Genomic DNA, 17,853 nt, shown 5'->3' on the forward strand with positions numbered 1-17,853 from the left:
AGCGCCCTCGGATGCCCGGGGTTGCCACGGCTCCATCATCCATGGAATGCCCGCGGGCCCGTGAACGTATTTCTATTTCGCTCGGCCGGGCGTTCATCGAACGGAAAGGTGCCCCGCCGAGCACGGATCGACGCGGCAACTCGGCACGTCGCGGCAGTCCTCGGAAGCGATCTCGGAACAGGGCGCCGGGGTGCCCTCGCAGTACTGCGAGGGCAAACGATTCGAGGCGCTGCTCTCCGTGGACAACCCGGGGTCGATCGTCGCGTACGCCCGGAGGCGCAGCATGAACCAGAGCACAGCGGCAGGCCGCTTGCGCGTCGCCTGGGAGGCGATGGCGCTGCCCGAGATCCTCTCGCCCTGCTCGTCCCAGCCGATGCCGCCCTTGCCCGGCGGCCCCCGCGTGAAGGTGACGCCCTCGAGTGGCCGCCGCCTCCGCCGCCCTTGCCCGGCGCGCTCCAGCCGCCGCCGGCCCGGTCCGCTTCCCAGCCGGCGTCGCTGGCCGCCTGCGTCCGCCATGGCGCCGCCACCCCCTGCGCTGGAGCTCTGCTCGCATTTGCCCGGCGTTTCGTGCCGGCATGGGGCGTGCTCGAGGCCGAGCGTCATGCCGACGCTCGAGCACAACGCCCTCGTCGAGATGTTCCGCGAGCACCCGGAGCTCGCGCCCCGCTTGCTCGCGACGCTCCTCCACGTCGAGGTGCCGCCGCACGCGGCGGTCGCGGTCGTCGAGTCGTCGCTCGACCAGCTCATCCCGGTGGAGTTCCGCGCCGATCTGGTGCTCGAGCTTCGAGACGAGCGCGACGCGCTGGTGCTGGCGATGGTCATCGAGGTGCAGCGCGACGTGGACCCGGACAAGAAGTACTCGTGGCCGGCGTATGTCGCGGTCGTGCGCGCCAGGAAGCGCTGTGGCGCGATCGTCCTCGTTGTCGCGCCGGACGCGGGCGTGGCTGCCTGGGCGGCGGAGAACATCGACCTCGGCCTGGGCCGCGGCAACGTCGCGCCGCTGGTGCTCGGTCCGGCGGTGGTCCCCGAGATCACCGACCCGGCCGACGCGGAGAAGGAGACGGAGCTCGCGGTGCTGTCGGCGGTGGCGCACGGCAACGGGCCGAGCGGGCTCACCGTGGTCCAGGCGGCGCTCGCCGGCCTCGGCCGGCTCGACCAGGAGCACGCCATGGTTTACTTTCAGCTCATCTGGAACGGGTTGCGTGAGCCGATGAGGCAGGCTCTGGAGGCATTGGTCATGGAACGGCAGATCGAAGGCGAGGCGACCTTTCCCCCGTTCGTGCAGAAGCTCGTCGATCGCGGCAAGCTCGAGGGCATGCGTGAGGGCAAGCTCGAGGGCATGCGTGAGGGCAAGCTCGAGGGCATGCGTGAGGGCAAGCTCGAGGGCATGCTCGAGGGCGTGCGTGAGGGCAAGCTCGAGGGCAAGAGGGACACGCTGCTGCGACTGCTTGCGCGTGCAGGGATCGGGCTCACCGAGAACGAGAGCGCGCGGATCCAGGCATGCACGGACGTAGCGACCCTCGACCGCTGGATCGAGAACGTCCTCGGGGCGAAGACGGCCACCGAAGTGCTCTCCTGACGGTCGATGATGCGGCCCGACAAGGCGATGAGTCAGACGGTCTTTTCCGGCTGACGATCGGCGGGAGGTTGCGCGGGCGCGAGCTCCCTCCACTCCAGCGATTCAGCAAACCGGCGCGTCTCCACGGCGACGCCGTCCTCGCGCGAGATCATCGTGCCCTGGTCGTCTCAGCCGCCGCCGCCCTGGCCCGGCGTGGCCCAGCCGACGTCGCCAGCCCGGTCCGCTCGCGCCTTCGTCCGGTGCAGGGCCCGCACGGTCCTGCGCCGGTCTCCTTGACAAGGTGGGGCAGCCTTCGGATACGCTATCTTTCCACGATGCGTGGGGGCGGCACGAGGAGGTAGGATCGGAGTTCAAGGCGCTCCGGCTCGCAGCCTGCATGCGAAAACGCGAAGAGCTGTCGCGCAGCACAGCTGATGACGACGTCAGGATTGACATGGCACTGACCGAATTCGGTCCTTTCGCGGTGGTGTTCGAGAAGGGGGAGCTGGATGTCCCCGGACACCTCGAACTGCTTCACCTCCACACCCCGGGGGCCCAGATCGTCATCGATCGCGTTGAGCGTGCGCTCTCCGCCGGCGACCCCGCCCGCTGGGTCGCCGCTCTGTTCCGCGATGCGAACTGGCGCCCGCACCTCGTCGGAGCCATCGCGCTCCTTCTGGACCAGAGCGAGACGTTGGACCGCAATTTGCTGTGGTGCGCGATCGATTCGGGGAGCTGGGTCACTCCGCAGCTCATCGTCACCGCTGTGTTCGTCGATCCGAGCTTCCCGGAGAAGGCGCGGGTCAGAGTCGACGAGCAGTGCCCGGTGCTCGTCCCCGCTGGCCTGACGCCCGCAGAGCGTCACAGCGCGACGGGGCCGGATGGCCTGCTCGGCCGCCGTGCCAAGATGTTGGCCAGTATACTCGCGGCATCAGCGTCGATCCGTAGTCTCGAGCGCTGGGCGTCAGATCTTCAGTGCGACGTCCGCATCGAACACCTTCTCAAGGAGGACGAGTGGAACGGGTCGGACAAGATCGTCGCTTCCTGGATGACCAACGTGCGGAGAGCGTTTCTTGAGCGGGGCCACATCTTGGCCCCGAAAGCAACCTGACAAGGGCATGCAGCGGGCGGCGCTTCGCACCGCCGCCGAGGGGGCGACGGCGGAGTAACCCACGCGCAAACCGTCAGGCGGATAGCCCATCCGGCAGCGCCACCACGCACCCCGCATTGGAAGATTCGACGTGCAAGCGCGAAACCACTCTAGCGTGGAGCTCGGCTGAAAAGGACAGCAGAGGGGTGGTCGATCTCGCCAGCGCGAGCTCGGTGCCGATCGTCGGCCTGCCGGACGCTCCGCTGCTCGCCGTGCGCGCGCTCGCGCCGGACTCGTTCCGCGTCGCGCTCGCCACGGGCGAGGGGAGCGGGGCAGTCGAGCTCTGGCAGATCGACGCGACAGGGGCGGCGACGCTCATCGGCTCGTATCCACCGGTGCCCGCGGGGTACACGGTGCAGTCCTTTTTTCCCCTCCGGCATCACGCGCCGGAGGCGACGGGCGCGCTGCTGCAGCTCGGACAGGGGCCGATGGTGCTTCAGGACGTGATCGTCCGACGCGAGATCGGAGGATCGAGCGTGGTGGTCTACGACGAGGCGGATGGTCCGCTCGTACAGATCCACATCTCGGGTCTCGTGACGGGGCCGTGACGCTCCGCCGAGCGCCCCGGCGTCATGAAGGGGCCCTCGCCGCTCAGCCGGAGCTGTGCCTTCGCCGCGTGCCCGGCGGCCGGGCCTTCGCCGCCGCCGGCCGTGTCTCGCGCGCCTGGGTCGCGTAGGCACCAAGCTGCGCGACGAGGTGCTCGAAGACGAGGCGGACGCGGCGCACCGCGCGCAGATCCTCGTGCATGACGACCCAGACGTCCAGGTGGAAGGCGAGCGCGGGCAGCACGCGCACGAGCGGCACCGGCCGCCGGCTGAGCGGGAGCTGGCAGACCCCGATGCCGAGGCCGGCGCGCACAGCGGCGAGCTTCGCGATGTCGCTGTCGCTGCGGAACGCATACTCGCGCCGCGTGGTGACGAGCCCGGCGGCGGCGAGCGCGTCGATGATGGCGCGGGAGCCGTCGGCGCCGATGAGGGCGTGGTCCGGCACGAGCCCCGCGAGCGACGTCGGGGCAGCGCGCGCGGCGAGGTACGCCTTGGTGGCGAAGAGGCCGAGCTCGACGCGCCCGGCGCAGCGCCTCACCAGGCCGGCCTGCGTCGGCTCCGCCATGCGCACGGCGACATCGGCGTCGCGGCGCAGGAGGTCCTCGGTGCGATTCGTGGCGACGAGCTCGATCTGAAGGCGCGGATGCGCCACGAGGAGCGCGGCGAGCATCGGGGGAAGCACCTCGACGCCGACGACCTCGCTGCACGTGACGCGCACGGTGCCGCGGTCGGCGTCGGTGGGGCTCGACACGGCGCGCACGAGGGCGCGCGCGCTCGCGGCGATGGACTCGGCGTAGGGCAGGGTGGCGAGCGCGAGCTCGGTCGGCACCAGGCCGTTCGGCGCGCGGGTGAAGAGCACGACGCCGAGCTGCGACTCGAGCTGCTCGATCTGGCGGCGCACGGTGGGCTGCGCGACGTCGAGGGCGCGCGCGGCGGCGGAGAGGCTGCCGCCGCGCATGACGGCAAGGAAGGCACCGTAGAGGTCCCACGAGGGCTCGGCTGGGCTCATCAAAAGATGATGAGCGGATGGACGCATTTGTACAATGTTCATGAGCGCCCGCAGCGACCATGCTCTCCACGTCGCCGGCACCCGCGCCGGTACGCACGACGAGGAGAACGACAATGACCACCGCCGCGACGCTCCCTGCGCTCGACCTTGCTCCTTCTGCCCGCCGCCCCGCGCCGCAGCCCACCGGCGAGGTCTCGGCGGGCGGGGCCAAGGGCATGCCGCGCGCGCTCCTGCGCCTCGAGGGCGCGCTCGTGCTCGGAGCAGCGCTGCTCGCCTACGGGCACCTGGGCGGGAGCTGGGGATGGTTCGCGGCGCTGTTCCTCCTGCCCGACCTGTCGATGCTCGGCTACCTTGCGGGCCCGCGGGTGGGCGCGGTGGCCTACAACGCGGGGCACAGCCATCTGGCCCCGGCGCTGCTCGCGGCCGCGTCGGTCGCGCTTGGCTCGCCGGCGCTGCTGCTCGGCGCGGCGATCTGGGTCGGGCACATCGGCTTCGATCGGATGCTGGGCTATGGGCTCAAGTACGGGACGGCGTTCGGCGACACGCACCTCGGCCGCGTGGGCTCTCGCGCTCTTTCGAGCAACGATGGTTTCAACGGTCGCCGACCTGAAGACGGCTGCTGAAGTAACCGACCACCCCCATGGCCGCCGCTGCACCCGGGCCCAGAGGCAGTCCCGCCGTTCATGTCCCTTGTTGTGATCGGAGCCGGCCCTCCGCGAGCAGCTCGCGGGTGCGCTTCAGCGTCGACAGCAGGGCGCCCTTGTAGCCCTTGTCGCCGTTCATCCACTCCTGCTCGGCCTGCTCCTCGGGGCCGTTCGGCTCCTTGCCGCGCAGGCCGAGGTAGCAGTAGAAGCGGAGCTGGAGCGCGCCGTCGGCGTCCTCGAACAGCTCGTTGATGATCGCGCCCTCGCGGGGACCGGTGGCCTGGAAGAAGGTGACCTTGCGCTGCGGCTCGAACGTGATGATCTCGCGCAGGTCGTCGCCACCGATCGTGGCTTCACGCACGATGTGAGAAGCGCTCTCCTCGACGACGTCGCAACGGGTGCAGAGGCCCGGCGGGAGGAACTGGCGGGCGTCGCGGGCCTTGAGGACCAGGCCCTCCCACACCTGCGCGCGGGTCAGCTCGGTCTCGCCTTGCGGGTTCACCGGGATGGTGGCTGTCGAATAGATCATGAGGATGTTCCTTGTCGTGAGAGTTGAGGTTTGCCGGCAGTCAGGCCGGGGTCGCGACCTCGGCGGCGAAGTCGCGGTAGGAGCGCAGGGGGCGCCCCAGGAGCGTTGTGAGACGTGCCGCATCGCCGGCGGTCGCGCCGGTAACGAGGATGGTCATGGGGGATCGCTCCGCCGGTAACCGCCGCGGGTGGGGACCGGCCGCGAGGCAAGCTGCGCATCAGCGCGCCTTTGCTCGTCTCGCAGATGGCGATGGGCAAGCTCGCCGCCGGGTTCGCGCTGAAATGCCCGGAGGTCCGGCTCGAGGTCACGACGGAAGATCGTACCGTCGACATGATCGAGGAAGGTTATGATCTGGTAATCCGCGTCAATCCGGCTCCGGATGAAAGCCTTGTCGGGCGGATCCTGTTGCGCGATCGGCTGGTCGTCGTCGCGAGCCGGGCCTCGCTCGACAAGCGGGCCATCTTGCGGTTCCGGCTGTCGTGCTGAGCGCTCGTGTATCCGCCTTCCTCGACCAACTGAAGGAAGCCTTTCCCCTGGGAACGCCTGACGAGCTGGCGGCCCATGTCGGGGCATGAGACGGCTGACCCCGCCGACCTCTACGCCACGGGCGCTTCCTTCCACAACGATCCACGGCAGCGCCTTGCGCTACGGCGGGCCTTTCCTCTCGTCGAGGAGCGCGGCGAGCTCGGTGATGCGCCGGTCGATCTCCTCCTCCGGCGTCGCCAGCAGCCATCCCTCGAAGTCGTCGAACGATCCCTTGAACCGCGTGATGAGCTCGCCGAGGGCCTTCCCCTCCAGCCCCGGCACGAGCCGCATCACCCGCTTGCCGCTGAACTTCGCGTCGATCTGCGCCCGCCGCGCCTCGGCCGCGCGCTCGCGCTCGATCTGCCCGCCGAGATCGGCCTCCGGGAACGCGGCGAGGATCATGGGCAGGTACGACCGCCGGTCCCCGAGGGTGGGCCGCTTGTCGATCCCCCGGTCGCTCAGGTGCTCGATGAACCGCGCCACGGTCGACCGCACGCCGGCGCGCTCCCGCAGCGGGCTCTCGCCCTCGTCGAGGTAGGGCGCCACCGAGAAATAAGGGCTCGCGATCACCCAGTCGAACACCGCCGGCAGCGACGCGAACCCCGCCCGCCACGCGCCGTGATCGAGCCCGAGGAAGCCGCAGATCCGCTCGAAATCGCGCGTCACCTCCAGGTCTGCCCGGTAATTGCCCCCCTCGCGCCGGTACACGTAGGCGAGCCCGCGCTCGCCGTACTTCAGGTCGAAGCGCCGGCAGATCCGCCCGACGAAGTTCCCCACGTCGTTGAAGCACATGAAGCTGTACGCGATGTCGAGGTAGCGCTCCGGCACCGGGAAAAAATCGGTCTGCAGCCCGCGGTACACCGTCGAGAACACGTGCCCCACGGCCCTGGTCTGCGTGACCCCGAGGTCGCGCGCGATCTCGGCGCGCACCTCGCCCCAGTCCGGCCGCGACGCGACGATCACATCCATGTCCCCGAAGTCCGGCTTGTCGCCGTAGTAGCGCGGGATGCGGTACTGCCCCGGCAGCTTGACGTCGAGGTAGCGCCGCACCTCGGCCTCGAGCGCCAGGTACTCGCCCCGGGGCATCCTCGGTAGGTTGAACAGCTTGCCGCCCATCGCCCAGCTCCGGCGTCGCAGTCTACACCGATCCCCGATCGGTCATCCGCCCGCCGCCGCCCGGGTCGCCCTCAGGCTGCCGGAGCCGCCGCCCGCGCCGCCGTGGCGGCCAGGCGCTCGCTCACTTCCTCAGGGCGGGAGCGCGGTGATGAAGTCGCGGATGCACGCGATCTCGGTGTCGCTGAGCGCCGCGCCGCCGAACGGCATCCGGCTGTTGCACGGCGGGGTCGGCGTGACCTTCGTGTAGATCGTGCTGGCGTCCGGGTCGCCCGGGACGAGCACCATGCTGCCGCCGCCGCACGTGGACGCCTGGCCCCGGACCGTGTTCTCCCACCCGGCGGCCAGCGAGAGGCCCGCCAGCTTGGAGCTGTCGTCATGGCAGCCGGCGGTGGCGCACTTCATCGTCACCAGCGCCGGCGCTTCGGCGCACCCGGTCGGCCCCCCGCCAGTCGTGGCGCCGCCGCTGCCGGTCACCGCCTCGGTGCCGGCGCCGACCCCCTGGGTGCCGGCGCCGCCGCTGCCCTGCTGCTCGTCCGGGGGGAACTCGTCGTCGTCGAGGGTCCCAGCGCAGCTCATGAGGAGCGCGCCGCCAGTCAGCAGGGCAGCCGCGGTGAGCGCGGCGCGCCCGTGAAGGGAAGTCATGAACGTCACGTGCTACCTCTCTCTCAGTAGACGTAGGCTCCGGCGAGCCGCAGTCCCAGGTACTGGTCGATGGCCCCGCCCGCGATGTAAGCGTCGCCCTGCTCGGGCTGGAACGACGAGAAGAACCGGGCGTACTCGACGAGCAGGCGCGCCTCGATGCCTGTCGCGACAGGGATCATCACCCCGGCCAGCGCGCCGATGCCCTGCACGCTCGCGCCCGTGAACCGCTCGTAGACCGGGCCCGACGAGAGCGGCAGGATGTACTCGGCGCCCAGCGCCAGCGCGACAGGGCCGACCGGAAAGCGCCCGTCGAGGCCTGCCCGGAACAGGGTGTAGGAGACGTTCGGCACCGTCCTGGCGAGGTCCGCCGGCGCGTCGACCTCGAAGGTAAGGAACCGGAGCCCGGCGGAGATCCCGAGCTGGGACGCGTCGCCGATCGACAGCCGCTCCCGGAGCCCCAGGTTGACGCGCTGGTAGGTGGTGCTGACCGGGGCGCCGCCGCCCACCGCCGAGTTGAGGCCGAGCGCCCGCGCGTACCCCGCGGTGATCCCGAGGCCCTTGAGGACCGCGATGTCCGTGGAAGCGAGCGGGTACAGCTCGCCCGAGACCGAGATCGCGGGCTGCCCGAAGACGCTGTAGGGCCGGAGGTTCTGCGTGCGAGGATCGGAGTAGTCGAACCAGCGGCCGACGAACTCGACGCCGAGCTCGACCGAGAAGAGCGCCGAGCCGGCCTCGTGCGGCACGCGCTTGCCGCCCTTCCCGCCCTCGTCGGCGTCGCTCTCCTCGCCGCCTTCGCCCTTCTCCTCGTCGCCCCCGTCGCCTTCGCCTTGACCGTCGCCCTTCGCCGCGTCCTCCTCGGCGGGCGGCGGCGCGATCTGCGCCAGCGTCGGGCCGAGCAGCTCTTCCAGCGCCTTCTTGCGGTCGTCCCGCGAGCCGCTCAGCGGCACCGCGCTGTCCACGGCGAGGTCGCCTGTGTTCTCGTCGACGTAGACGAGGTGGACCTCTTTCTTCTTCTTGTTGGTCCGCGAGACGCCGTAGATCACCCCTTCCGCCTTCGCGGCCTTGCCTGCCTTGCGGATGCGGTCGATGGCCTTCTTCCGCCGGGCCTTCGACACGAGCGCGTCCCCGACGGGCCTGGTCTGGCCGGCGCTCTTCAGCGACGTCGAGAACGCGTCAGGGTCCACGACCCCGAGCGTCTCCGGCAACAGGGCAAGGATGTCCTCGCGGATGTCATCCGCGCCGGGGCCTTCGATGCGCACCGCGATCGACTTCGACGCCTCGGGGGCGGCGAGCGCGACGGGCGCGAGCGCGAACATCGCGGCGGTCGCGGCGGAGAGCCCGAGCAGGATCCTCCCGCAGAGGCTCATGGAAAGGAGCAGCGTTGTCGTTCTGGTGGGTTTGCGCACGGGCCTCTCGCTAGCGGCAGGGACGTCAACCGGGGCTTGCACGCGTGAGCCTCCAGGGGACCTGGACGAGCTCTCGCGGGCTGCTTCGTTCAGGCGGCCCCTTCGATGCATGGATGAGTTGCTGGCATGGCGTCGCTTTCCAGGGGGATCGTATAGAAAAGTCGTCTATCAACCCAGAGCAGGTCCCGCAGTGTGACGGAACCCGGAGCACCTGATCCCGGCCGGGGCCGATGTGATGACACGGTGCACCCGAGGAGGGGCTGAGCAGCGCCAGCCGCAACATCGATCGCCCCCCACCCAACGTCGCCATCCGGCCGCCCTGCCGGATCTCGGACAACTCCGGTGGACAATACCCTGGATCTCACGACAACCGAAGTCCCGGTGCGCATGACGACCCACACGAGGCGAAGCAAAAGGATACCTGTCGAGGAGAATGTGAACGATCACATGGCCGATGTCAACGCCAATTGATGGGCCCGCGGGGGTACCCCGGGCCCGGGGGAGGGCCAGGCCGGCGGGGCTCCTCCGGCGCGACGCGTGAACAGGGGCGGATGCCGGACCGCGTTGATCGCCGGCCCGCCCGACGCGCTCCAGGCCGGGCAGCGCATCGGCGGTCGGCGCTCGGCGCTGCGAACCTGCGGGCGCCTGGGCACCGCCTCCTGTGCGCGGCGCTCTTGCGCGCGGCGACTCGAGCGCGCGGTCCAGCGCGAGCTCGCCCGCGGCTCCTGCGCTCGCCGGACCTCTCCCAGCTCGGGCGCTGAGGCCGGCCGCCGCCGCGCGCCCACCGGGATCGAGGATGGCAGCGCCTCGGTCGATTCCTGTTGACGCTTGTCATGTGAACGTTCACAATCGGATTCTCCGAGCTGCGATGGCTTGGTTGAGCTTGCTTCTCACATCACCGGAGACCTCGTATGTCCATGAGCATGAAGCTGATGAGTGCGGTGCTGATGAGCGTCGGCATTGGTTTTGCGGGCGCAGCATGGGCCGCGAGCGGGACGGCGGACGTCCCCGGTTCTGTTGCCGAGGGGAAGGATTTTGGCTGCGGTGCAAAAGGACAGAAGGCCTGTCCGATGCAGGGCTGGATGAAGACGGTGATGCAGTCGGCGACCACGAGCGGCGACGGCGCGAAGATCGCGTCGGCGCTGGAATACGTGGCGGCGAAGCCGCCGCCCGGGATGACCAAGTGGGTCGCGATCTCGAAGGATGGCGCGGAGAAGGCCAAGAAGGGCGATATCGACGGCGCCAAGGCGAGCTGCAAGGCCTGCCACGATCTGTACAAGGCGGAGTACAAGTCGAAGCTCCGCGACGCCGCCTTCTGAGGCGCCTCTCTCTGCTATCCGCCTCTTCGCACCTCGCGCCGGGCGCGCGCTCGGGAAATGGACGGCAATCGGAATCTGGCGAGAGCGCCACCATGGACGTGAGTCGAACCGTCCGGGGCGCTGTCGGAGATAAGGCATCTCCTGAGCCGTCTGGCCGCTGGCGTCCTCCCGATTCCATATCAGTCTAGTGCGCTGATCATCGACCGCCTGCGTGTCCGTCAGGCTCGAAACGGGTCCTGGAGGGACATCGCCGTTTCCGCGACACGCGGAGGAGAGCGAGGTGCCAGTGCCAGCGGACGTCTTCAGAAGCGCTCCGTTCACGAGGGGCCTGTCGCCGCTCGTCATCGCTGCTGTCGTGACGGCACACGGCTGCGGCCGTCCCGGCAGATCGTCGGGCCCGGAGGCCGCAGGCGGTGGGGACGTCGCCAGCGGCGGTGGCGGCGGGGATGTCGCCAGTGGCGGCGGGGATGTCGCCGGCAGCGGCGGTGGCGGTGGCAGCGGCGGCGTGCCTTGCGGCGCGGCGGCGGACTGTCCCGGGGTGGACAGCGAATGTCAGCGGCGCACCTGCGAGGGCGGCCGGTGCGGGCTCGACCCCGCGCCGCGAGGGAGGCCCGCGGCCGAGCAGGTCCCGGGCGACTGCAAGGCGCGCGTTTGCGACGGGCAAGGCGCCGTGATCGAGCTCGATGACGAGCGAGACGCCTTTGCCGACGGGGACCCGTGCTCTGCCGACGTCTGCGTCGCCGGCGCGCCGGAGAACCCGCCGGCGCCGGCCACCACGGTGTGCGGCGGGGCCGACGCGCCTGGAGGGCGTTATTGCGATGGATACGGCGCCTGCGTCGAGTGCCTCGCCGCGGGCGATTGCCTGAGCAACGTCTGCGTCGCGAACCGGTGCGTGGCGCCCGGCTGCGGCGACGGCGTGACGAACGGGGCCGAGACGGACGTCGACTGCGGGGGCGCCGACTGCGTGCCGTGCGCGGACCTCTCGGCCTGTCTCGCCGATCCGGACTGCCAGAGCGGGAGATGCAGGGACGGACGGTGCACGGCCTCCTCGTGCAGCGACGGCGCGAAGAACGGGGCCGAGACGGACGTCGACTGCGGCGGTCCGGCGTGCTCGCCGTGCGCCACCGGCGAGGGGTGCGCCGTGGACGGCGATTGCCTGGGCGACCGGTGCTCGGGGACGACGTGCCTCCCGTCGTGCACCGACGTCGCCCGGAACGGCGCGGAGACGGACGTCGACTGCGGCGGGCCGGCGTGCGTCGGGTGCGCCGCCGGCATGCGCTGCGCGGCCGGGCGCGACTGCCTGAGCGGCGTGTGCAGCGCCGCGGGGACCTGCGCCGCGCCCGCGTGCGGCGACGGCATCGTCAACGCCGCCGCCGAGGCGTGCGACGACGGCAACGCGAGCAACACCGACGCCTGCCTCAGGACGTGCGCCGCGGCCTCGTGCGGCGACGGGTTCGTGCAGGCGGGCGTCGAGGGCTGCGACGACGGCAACGCGATCACCACCGACGCGTGCCCGGTGGGCTGCGCGCGGGCCGCGTGCGGCGACGGGTTCCTGCGCATCGGCGTCGAGGCGTGCGACGACGGCAACCGGAGGGCCGGCGACGGGTGCAGCCCCGGGTGCCTCATCGAGGGGTGCGGCGACGGCGCGGTCCGGGCCGGCGAGGAGTGCGACGACGGCGACGCCGACAGCACCGACGGCTGCCCGATCACGTGCCGCGACGCCCGGTGCGGCGACGGCTTCGTGCGGGCCGGCGTCGAGGGCTGCGACGACGCCAACACGTCGAGCGGCGACGGCTGCAGCGCGACCTGCGTCGTGGAGGCGAGCTACACCTGCCGGGGCACGCCCAGCACGTGCACCTACGCGAAGGAGCGCAACTGCGGCGACGCCGCCGACGACGACCTCGACGGCGACACGGACTGCGACGACCCGGACTGCGCGCTGGGCTGCGACGACGCCCCGGGCGCGTGCGCGCCCGGGCAGGTGCTGTGGGTGCAATCGTCCACCGACGTTCCGAGGACCGTCGCGGATCGCTCCGTCGCGTCGAGCGTGCTCCCGGTGGCGTCGGTCGGCGCGATCCGGCGCGTGACGCTGGAGCTCGACATCACGCACGCGTTCGACGGAGATCTCGATATCTCGCTCTCGTCCCCCGCGGGCGCGACGGTCGATGTCTCGAGCGACAACGGAGGCTCCGGCGACAACTACCGCGGGACCGTCTTCGACATGGACTGCGCGACCCCGGTCGCGTCCGCGATGGCGCCCTTCCGCGGGTGCTTCCGGCCGGAGGCGTCGTTCGGAGCCTTCCTGTCCGGACCGGCGAACGGCACGTGGACCCTCCGGGTCGGGGACGACGCCGGCTCCGACGCCGGCACGCTGAACTCGTGGTCCCTCGCCCTCTGCATCGAGCGCTGAGCGTGCGCTGAATCATGCGTTGAATCATGCGTTGAATCATGCGTTGAACGAGCGCTGATGGGCGCTGGGCAAGCGCCGGCCGCCGGCCGCGCCCGCCCGGCCCGGTCCGCCGTGCTCGCCGGGCCCGGTCTGCCGTACCCCCGGCCGTCGATCCATGCCAGGGTGCGCGCGTGCCCTGGGTTCGCGCATCGCTTCGAGGCCAAACCGTCTATGCCCGCGCGGATGCCGCCGGCGCCCTGACCGTGGGGGAGGGGGGCGGCGTCGAGATCCGTTACAAGCCGCACGACGGCCGCAAGTACAAGGCGCGGCCGGACAACCTGACCATCGTCGATCCGAAGGTGCTGCCGGACGACGCCTGCGGCCCCGCCGAGGCGGTCGTGAAGGCGCGCGCCGGCGAGCAGCCCGAAGGGGCAGGGGGCGCAGGCGCCGCGGCGCCGTCCGGGCCGGCGCGCGCGCAGCGCAAGGCGCCGGCGCGGGGGGAGGAGGCCGCCGCGCCCGTGCCGGAGGGGGCCGTCATCGTCTACGCCGACGGCGCGTGCTCGGGGAACCCGGGGCCCGCGGGGCTCGGCGTGGTGATCAACGATGGCGGCCGGCGGATCGAGCTCAGCGAGTACCTCGGCACCGCGACCAACAACATCGCGGAGCTGACGGCCATCCTCCGCGCGCTCGAGGAGGTGGAGCCCGGGCGCCCCATCGTCATCCACACGGACAGCCAGTACTCGATCGGCGTGCTCCAGAAGGGGTGGAAGGCGAAGGCGAACGTCGATCTCATCGCCTCGCTGCGCGCAGCGCTCGACGCGCGGCGGCCGCGCGCGCGCCTCGTGTACGTGCGCGGGCACGCCGGCGTGCTGCTCAACGAGCGCGCCGACGCCCTCGCGCGCGAGGCCGTCCGCGAGCGCGCGTCCCGGCGGATGGTGTACCCCGGCTCCGGCGGCGCCAGCGAGTAGCCCGCCGCCGCGTCGCCCGGCCTCGTCCCTGGTGGAATGTCCCCCGTGGGCTCGCGGCGAGGGTGCGCTCGCCGCGAGCCGGGCGGCTCGGCGGGGGCCCCGCGCGGCTCAGGAGAAGCCGTCGATGGCCGCGTTCAGCGTGGCGCTCGGCCGCATCACGGCGAACGTCTTCCGGTCGTCGAAGTGGTAGTAGCCGCCGAGGTCGACGGGCTTCCCCTGCGCGCCGATCAGCTCGCCGTCGATCGTGGACTCGTTGTCCGTCAGGACCTTGGCGAGCTTGCCGAACCTGGCCGCCAGCTCCTTGTCCTCGGTCTGCCTGGCGAGGGACTGCGCCCAGTAGAGCGCGAGGTAGAAGTGGCTGCCGCGGTTGTCGATCTCGCCCACCTTGCGCGCCGGGCTCTTGTTGTTCTCGAGGAACAGGCCGATCGCCGTGTCCAGCGCCCTGGCGAGCACCTTGGCCTTGGCGTTGTTGGTCTTGCTGGCGAGGTCCTCGATCGAGACCTGCAGCGCCAGGAACTCACCGAGCGAGTCCCACCGCAGGTAGTTCTCTTTCTGGAGCTGCTGGACGTGCTTCGGCGCCGAGCCGCCGGCGCCTGTCTCGTAGAGGCCGCCGCCGGCCAGCAGCGGCACGATGGAGAGCATCTTGGCGCTGGTGCCGAGCTCCAGGATCGGGAACAGGTCCGTCAGGTAGTCGCGCAGCACGTTGCCGGTGACGCTGATGGTGTCCTTGCCCTCCTTCATGCGGCCGAGCGTGAACTTCATCGCCTCCACCGGGCTCTTGATCGGGAGCTCCAGGCCGTTGGTGTCGTGCTCGGGCAGGTAGGCCTTGACCTTGGCGATCAGGTTCCTGTCGTGGGCGCGGTTCTCGTCGAGCCAGAACACCGCCGGGGCGCCCGTGGCGCGCGCGCGGGTGACGGCCAGCTTGACCCAGTCCTTGATCGCGATGTCCTTCGTCTGGCAAGCGCGGAAGATGTCGCCCGCTTCGACCTCCTGCTCCAGCAGGGCGTTGCCGGAGGCGTCGACGACGCGCACCGTGCCGCTCTCGGCGATCTTGAAGGTCTTGTCGTGTGAGCCGTACTCCTCCGCGGCCTGCGCCATGAGCCCCACGTTCGGCGAGCTGCCCATCGTGCGCGGGTCGAACGCCCCGTGCTGCTTGTGGAACTCGAGCGTGGCCTGGTAGATGCCGGCGTAGGAGCGATCGGGGATCGTGAACTTGGCGTCGTAGAGCTTGCCGTCGGTGCCGTACATCTTGCCGCTCGAGCGGATGGCCGCCGGCATCGAGGCGTCGATGATCACGTCCGAGGGCACGTGCAGGTTGGTGATGCCGCGGTCGGAATCGACCATGGCCAGCGTCGGGCGCTGCTCGTAGAGGGCCTTGATGTCCGCCTCGATCTTCGCCTTCTCGTCTGCCGGCAAGCTCTGGATCTTGTTGTACAGGTCGCCGATGCCGTTGTTCGGGTCGAAGCCGACCTTGGCCAGCGTGGCCGCGTGCTTGTCGAGCGCCTCGGCATAAAACACGCTGACGGCGTGCCCGAAGAGGATCGGGTCGCTGACCTTCATCATCGTGGCCTTGAGGTGCAGGGAGAACAGCACACCCTGCTTCTTCGCGTCCGCCACCTGCTCGGCGTAGAACGCGCGAAGGGCCCTGGCGCTCATCACGCTGGCGTCGACGACTTCGCCCGCCTGCACCTTGACGCTCGGCTTGAGCACGGTCGTCTTGCCGCCGGCGACGAGCTCGATCTTCAGCTCCTGCGCCTTGTCCACCACGACCGACTTCTCGCTGCCGTAGAAGTCGCCGCCCGACATGTGCGCGACGTGGCTCTTCGAGTCACGGCTCCACGCGCCCATCGAGTGCGGGTGCTTCTTGGCGTACTCCTTGACGGCGGGCGAGGCGCGGCGATCGCTGTTGCCCTCGCGCAGGACGGGGTTCACCGCGCTGCCGAGCACCTTGGCGTAACGTGCCTTGATCGCCTTCTCCTCCTCCGTCTTCGCCTCGGAGGGATAGTCCGGCACGGCGTAGCCCTGCTGCTGCAGCTCCTTGATGGCGGCCACGAGCTGCGGGATGGAGGCGCTGATGTTGGGCAGCTTGATGATGTTGGCGTGTGGCGTCCTGGCCAGCTCGCCGAGCTCTGCGAGGTGGTCACCGAGCTTCTGGCTGTCCGTCAGGCGCTCGGGGAAGCTGGCGAGGATGCGGCCCGCCAGGGAGATGTCGCGCGTCTCGACCCGGACCCCGGCGGCCTTCGTGAACGCCTCGACGATCGGGAGGAGCGAATAGGTGGCCAAGGCCGGCGCCTCGTCCGTCTTCGTGTAGATGATGGTAGAGTTTTGCGTTTCCACTATTTCCTCGAGGGTTGAACATGCCCGCCGGCGAGTGGAGATCGGTTGGTCCTTGCGTGGGCTCGGGGAAGGCTGTCGTTGCGGCGCTTACCGCGCCGGGATCGCTGCGGCAACAGGCTGGACAGCGCGCGACGCGGCGCGCCGGGGAACGACGCGCGAGGGCCGCGCAGGAGCTGCGCGAGGGCCGCGCAGGGGAGGCGCGCCGCGTCATGCGCGGGCCGCGCCGGGCCGGAAACGCGTGGAACCGGACAGGGTCCAGTGGTAGAGGCGCTCGATGCGCGCACCGCTTCGCCTCGCCCTCGCCGGGCTCGTCGCCGCCGCTGGGCTCGTCGCCCCGCTCGCCCACGCGGTCGTGAGCGAGCGCATCGTCGCCGTCGTCGGCGACCGCGCCATCCTGCTCTCGGATCTGCGGCAGCGGGCCCGGCCGTTCCTCCTGCAGATCCAGGCGCGGGTCCCGCCGGGCGCGCAGCAGGCGGCGGCCGAGTCGCAGGTCCTCCGCGAGCTCATCCAGAAGATGGTGGACGAGGAGCTCCAGGGCCTGGCCGCCGAGAAGGCCAATGTCCGCGTGACCTCGGAGGAGATGGAGAACGCCTTCCGGAACATCGCGGCCGCGGAGCAGACGACGGTCGAGGAGCTGTTCCGGCTGGCGCGCACGAGCTCCGGGCTCACCGAGCAGGAGTACCGCGACGAGATCCGCCGGCAGCTCCTCGAGGGGAAGATGCTGCAGCTCCGCGTGAAGGGCCGCGTGCGCCTCACCGAGCAGGACGTGCAGTCCGCCTTCGACCGGCTCGTGCGCGAGGAGCGCCGGCGGCGCGAGTACCACCCGGCGTGGATCGTCCTGCGCATCCTGCCCGGCGCGAGCGCCGAGGCGGTCGCGGAGCGCCGCGCGCTCGCCGCGGCGCTCGCCGACCGCGCGCGCCGCGGCGAGGATTTCGCGGCGCTCGCGCGGCAGTTCTCGGACGACTCCGCGACCCGCGACGAGGGCGGCGACCTCGGGGTCCGCGCGCCCCAGGGGACGCAGGCCGCGGTGACAGGCCAGCGCGAGGTGATGGCCCCCGAGCTCGAGGCCGCGCTGATGGCGATCGAGCCCGGCGGGGTGGCCGGGCCGATGCGCGCCGGCGACGCGTTCATCGTCATGAAGCTCCTGAGCCGCCAGCCGTCCCGCTTCACGACGCTGGAGGCCGCTCGCCCGGAGATCCTGCAGCGGCTGCAGGGGGAGATCCTGCAGAAGGCGAAGCAGAAGTGGCTCGACGAGCTGAAGCGCGGGACGCACGTGGAGGTCCGGCTCTGACGCGCGCGCGCGGGGGCGGCCGCGGCGAGGTGGTCGTCCCGGAGTGCACGGCGTGCGGCACCTGCTGCTTCTCGACCCTGCCCGAGTACATCCGGGTCTTCGGGTGCGACCACGATCGCATGGACGATCGCGCCCGTGAGCTCACGCATTTCGTCGGCAACCGCTGCTACATGCGGATCGAGGGCGGCCGCTGCGCCGCGCTCACGCTCGACCCGGAGCGCGGCCGGTTCCTGTGCTCGATCTACGAGGTGCGGCCCGACTGCTGCCGCGCGCTCGAGCGCGGCAGCGGCGGGTGCCTCGGCGAGCTGCACGAGAAGCGCGAGCGGCCGCTGATCGCGCTCGACGCGCTCCGCCGCCGCGCCGGCGGGGATGTCGGCTCGGGCGGCGACGGCGGCGCGGGGCAGGGCGGCGGACCGGCGTAGGCG

General features: G+C 71.1%; 16 protein-coding genes and 2 pseudogenes. 10 read left to right on the top strand and 8 right to left on the bottom strand.

All coding sequences use genetic code 11. The features are described 5' to 3' along the window. Window positions 1–93: 93 nt before the first annotated feature. Complete coding sequence (locus WMF42_RS05450; protein WP_437690638.1) at window positions 94–516, bottom strand: hypothetical protein; 423 nt, start codon at window positions 514–516, stop codon at window positions 94–96. A gap of 85 nt (window positions 517–601) precedes the next feature. Between WMF42_RS05450 and WMF42_RS05455 the strand changes: the two genes are divergently transcribed. From WMF42_RS05455 to WMF42_RS05465, 3 genes are all read left to right on the top strand, one after another. Then, window positions 602–1,579 (top strand): hypothetical protein, encoded by a 978-nt coding sequence (locus tag WMF42_RS05455; protein WP_437690639.1) that lies wholly within the window; start codon window positions 602–604, stop codon window positions 1,577–1,579. Between the two features lie 376 nt (window positions 1,580–1,955). Further along, on the top strand, window positions 1,956–2,669 hold the full coding sequence (locus tag WMF42_RS05460) for a hypothetical protein (RefSeq protein ID WP_061609544.1): 714 nt from the start codon (window positions 1,956–1,958) through the stop codon (window positions 2,667–2,669). Window positions 2,670–2,854: 185 nt separating this feature from the next. Continuing rightward, entirely contained in the window at window positions 2,855–3,256 is a 402-nt protein-coding gene (locus WMF42_RS05465) for a hypothetical protein (protein ID WP_437690641.1), read from the top strand. Between the two features lie 43 nt (window positions 3,257–3,299). Here the strand turns inward: WMF42_RS05465 and WMF42_RS05470 are convergent, their stop codons facing one another. Continuing rightward, window positions 3,300–4,262, bottom strand: a complete 963-nt coding sequence (locus WMF42_RS05470; protein WP_437690642.1) for a LysR family transcriptional regulator — start codon at window positions 4,260–4,262, stop codon at window positions 3,300–3,302. Window positions 4,263–4,375: 113 nt separating this feature from the next. Between WMF42_RS05470 and WMF42_RS05475 the strand changes: the two genes are divergently transcribed. Continuing rightward, window positions 4,376–4,885, top strand: a complete 510-nt coding sequence (locus tag WMF42_RS05475) for a DUF4260 domain-containing protein (protein WP_437690644.1) — start codon at window positions 4,376–4,378, stop codon at window positions 4,883–4,885. A gap of 58 nt (window positions 4,886–4,943) precedes the next feature. On the opposite strand, the gene WMF42_RS05480 is transcribed toward WMF42_RS05475, so the two are convergent. Together WMF42_RS05480 and WMF42_RS05485 are read right to left on the bottom strand one after the other, a co-directional pair. Then, window positions 4,944–5,435, bottom strand: a complete 492-nt coding sequence (locus WMF42_RS05480; protein ID WP_437690646.1) for an SRPBCC family protein — start codon at window positions 5,433–5,435, stop codon at window positions 4,944–4,946. A 40-nt stretch (window positions 5,436–5,475) separates the two neighbouring features. Continuing rightward, window positions 5,476–5,565, bottom strand: a pseudogene (locus WMF42_RS05485) (NmrA/HSCARG family protein); the annotation flags it as partial. Window positions 5,566–5,615: 50 nt separating this feature from the next. Here WMF42_RS05485 and WMF42_RS05490 point away from each other — a divergent pair. Next, window positions 5,616–6,010 (top strand): annotated as a pseudogene (locus WMF42_RS05490) (LysR substrate-binding domain-containing protein); the annotation flags it as partial. Window positions 6,011–6,080: 70 nt separating this feature from the next. Here WMF42_RS05490 and WMF42_RS05495 read toward each other — a convergent pair. The 3 genes from WMF42_RS05495 to WMF42_RS05505 form a co-directional block, all read right to left on the bottom strand. Further along, entirely contained in the window at window positions 6,081–7,076 is a 996-nt protein-coding gene (locus WMF42_RS05495) for a hypothetical protein (RefSeq protein WP_437690647.1), read from the bottom strand. Between the two features lie 129 nt (window positions 7,077–7,205). Next, complete coding sequence (locus tag WMF42_RS05500) at window positions 7,206–7,727, bottom strand: hypothetical protein (protein ID WP_437690649.1); 522 nt, start codon at window positions 7,725–7,727, stop codon at window positions 7,206–7,208. A 14-nt stretch (window positions 7,728–7,741) separates the two neighbouring features. Next, window positions 7,742–9,085, bottom strand: a complete 1,344-nt coding sequence (locus tag WMF42_RS05505) for a hypothetical protein (RefSeq protein WP_437690651.1) — start codon at window positions 9,083–9,085, stop codon at window positions 7,742–7,744. Between the two features lie 956 nt (window positions 9,086–10,041). On the opposite strand from WMF42_RS05505, the gene WMF42_RS05510 reads away from it, so the two are divergent. From WMF42_RS05510 to WMF42_RS05520, 3 genes are all read left to right on the top strand, one after another. After that, entirely contained in the window at window positions 10,042–10,443 is a 402-nt protein-coding gene (locus WMF42_RS05510; RefSeq protein ID WP_437690652.1) for a hypothetical protein, read from the top strand. Between the two features lie 538 nt (window positions 10,444–10,981). Continuing rightward, a complete protein-coding gene (locus tag WMF42_RS05515; protein WP_437690654.1) occupies window positions 10,982–12,853 on the top strand; it encodes a DUF4215 domain-containing protein in 1,872 nt (623 codons plus the stop codon). A 242-nt stretch (window positions 12,854–13,095) separates the two neighbouring features. Further along, window positions 13,096–13,800 carry a ribonuclease HI gene (locus WMF42_RS05520; protein ID WP_233561881.1) on the top strand — a complete coding sequence of 235 codons (705 nt, stop codon included), beginning with the start codon at window positions 13,096–13,098 and terminating at the stop codon, window positions 13,798–13,800. A 108-nt stretch (window positions 13,801–13,908) separates the two neighbouring features. Here WMF42_RS05520 and WMF42_RS05525 read toward each other — a convergent pair whose 3' ends face one another. Then, entirely contained in the window at window positions 13,909–16,137 is a 2,229-nt protein-coding gene (locus WMF42_RS05525) for an NADP-dependent isocitrate dehydrogenase (protein WP_437690656.1), read from the bottom strand. Window positions 16,138–16,411: 274 nt separating this feature from the next. Here WMF42_RS05525 and WMF42_RS05530 point away from each other — a divergent pair, with 274 nt between their 5' ends. Together WMF42_RS05530 and WMF42_RS05535 are read left to right on the top strand one after the other, a co-directional pair. Continuing rightward, window positions 16,412–17,428, top strand: a complete 1,017-nt coding sequence (locus tag WMF42_RS05530) for a peptidylprolyl isomerase (RefSeq protein WP_437690658.1) — start codon at window positions 16,412–16,414, stop codon at window positions 17,426–17,428. Window positions 17,429–17,457: 29 nt separating this feature from the next. Beyond that, window positions 17,458–17,850 (top strand): YkgJ family cysteine cluster protein, encoded by a 393-nt coding sequence (locus WMF42_RS05535; protein ID WP_233561882.1) that lies wholly within the window; start codon window positions 17,458–17,460, stop codon window positions 17,848–17,850. The last annotated feature ends 3 nt before the right edge of the window (window positions 17,851–17,853 follow it).

This window comes from Sorangium sp. So ce176 (assembly GCF_051519835.1).
Taxonomy (GTDB): Bacteria; Myxococcota_A; Polyangia; order Polyangiales; family Polyangiaceae; genus Sorangium; species Sorangium cellulosum_G.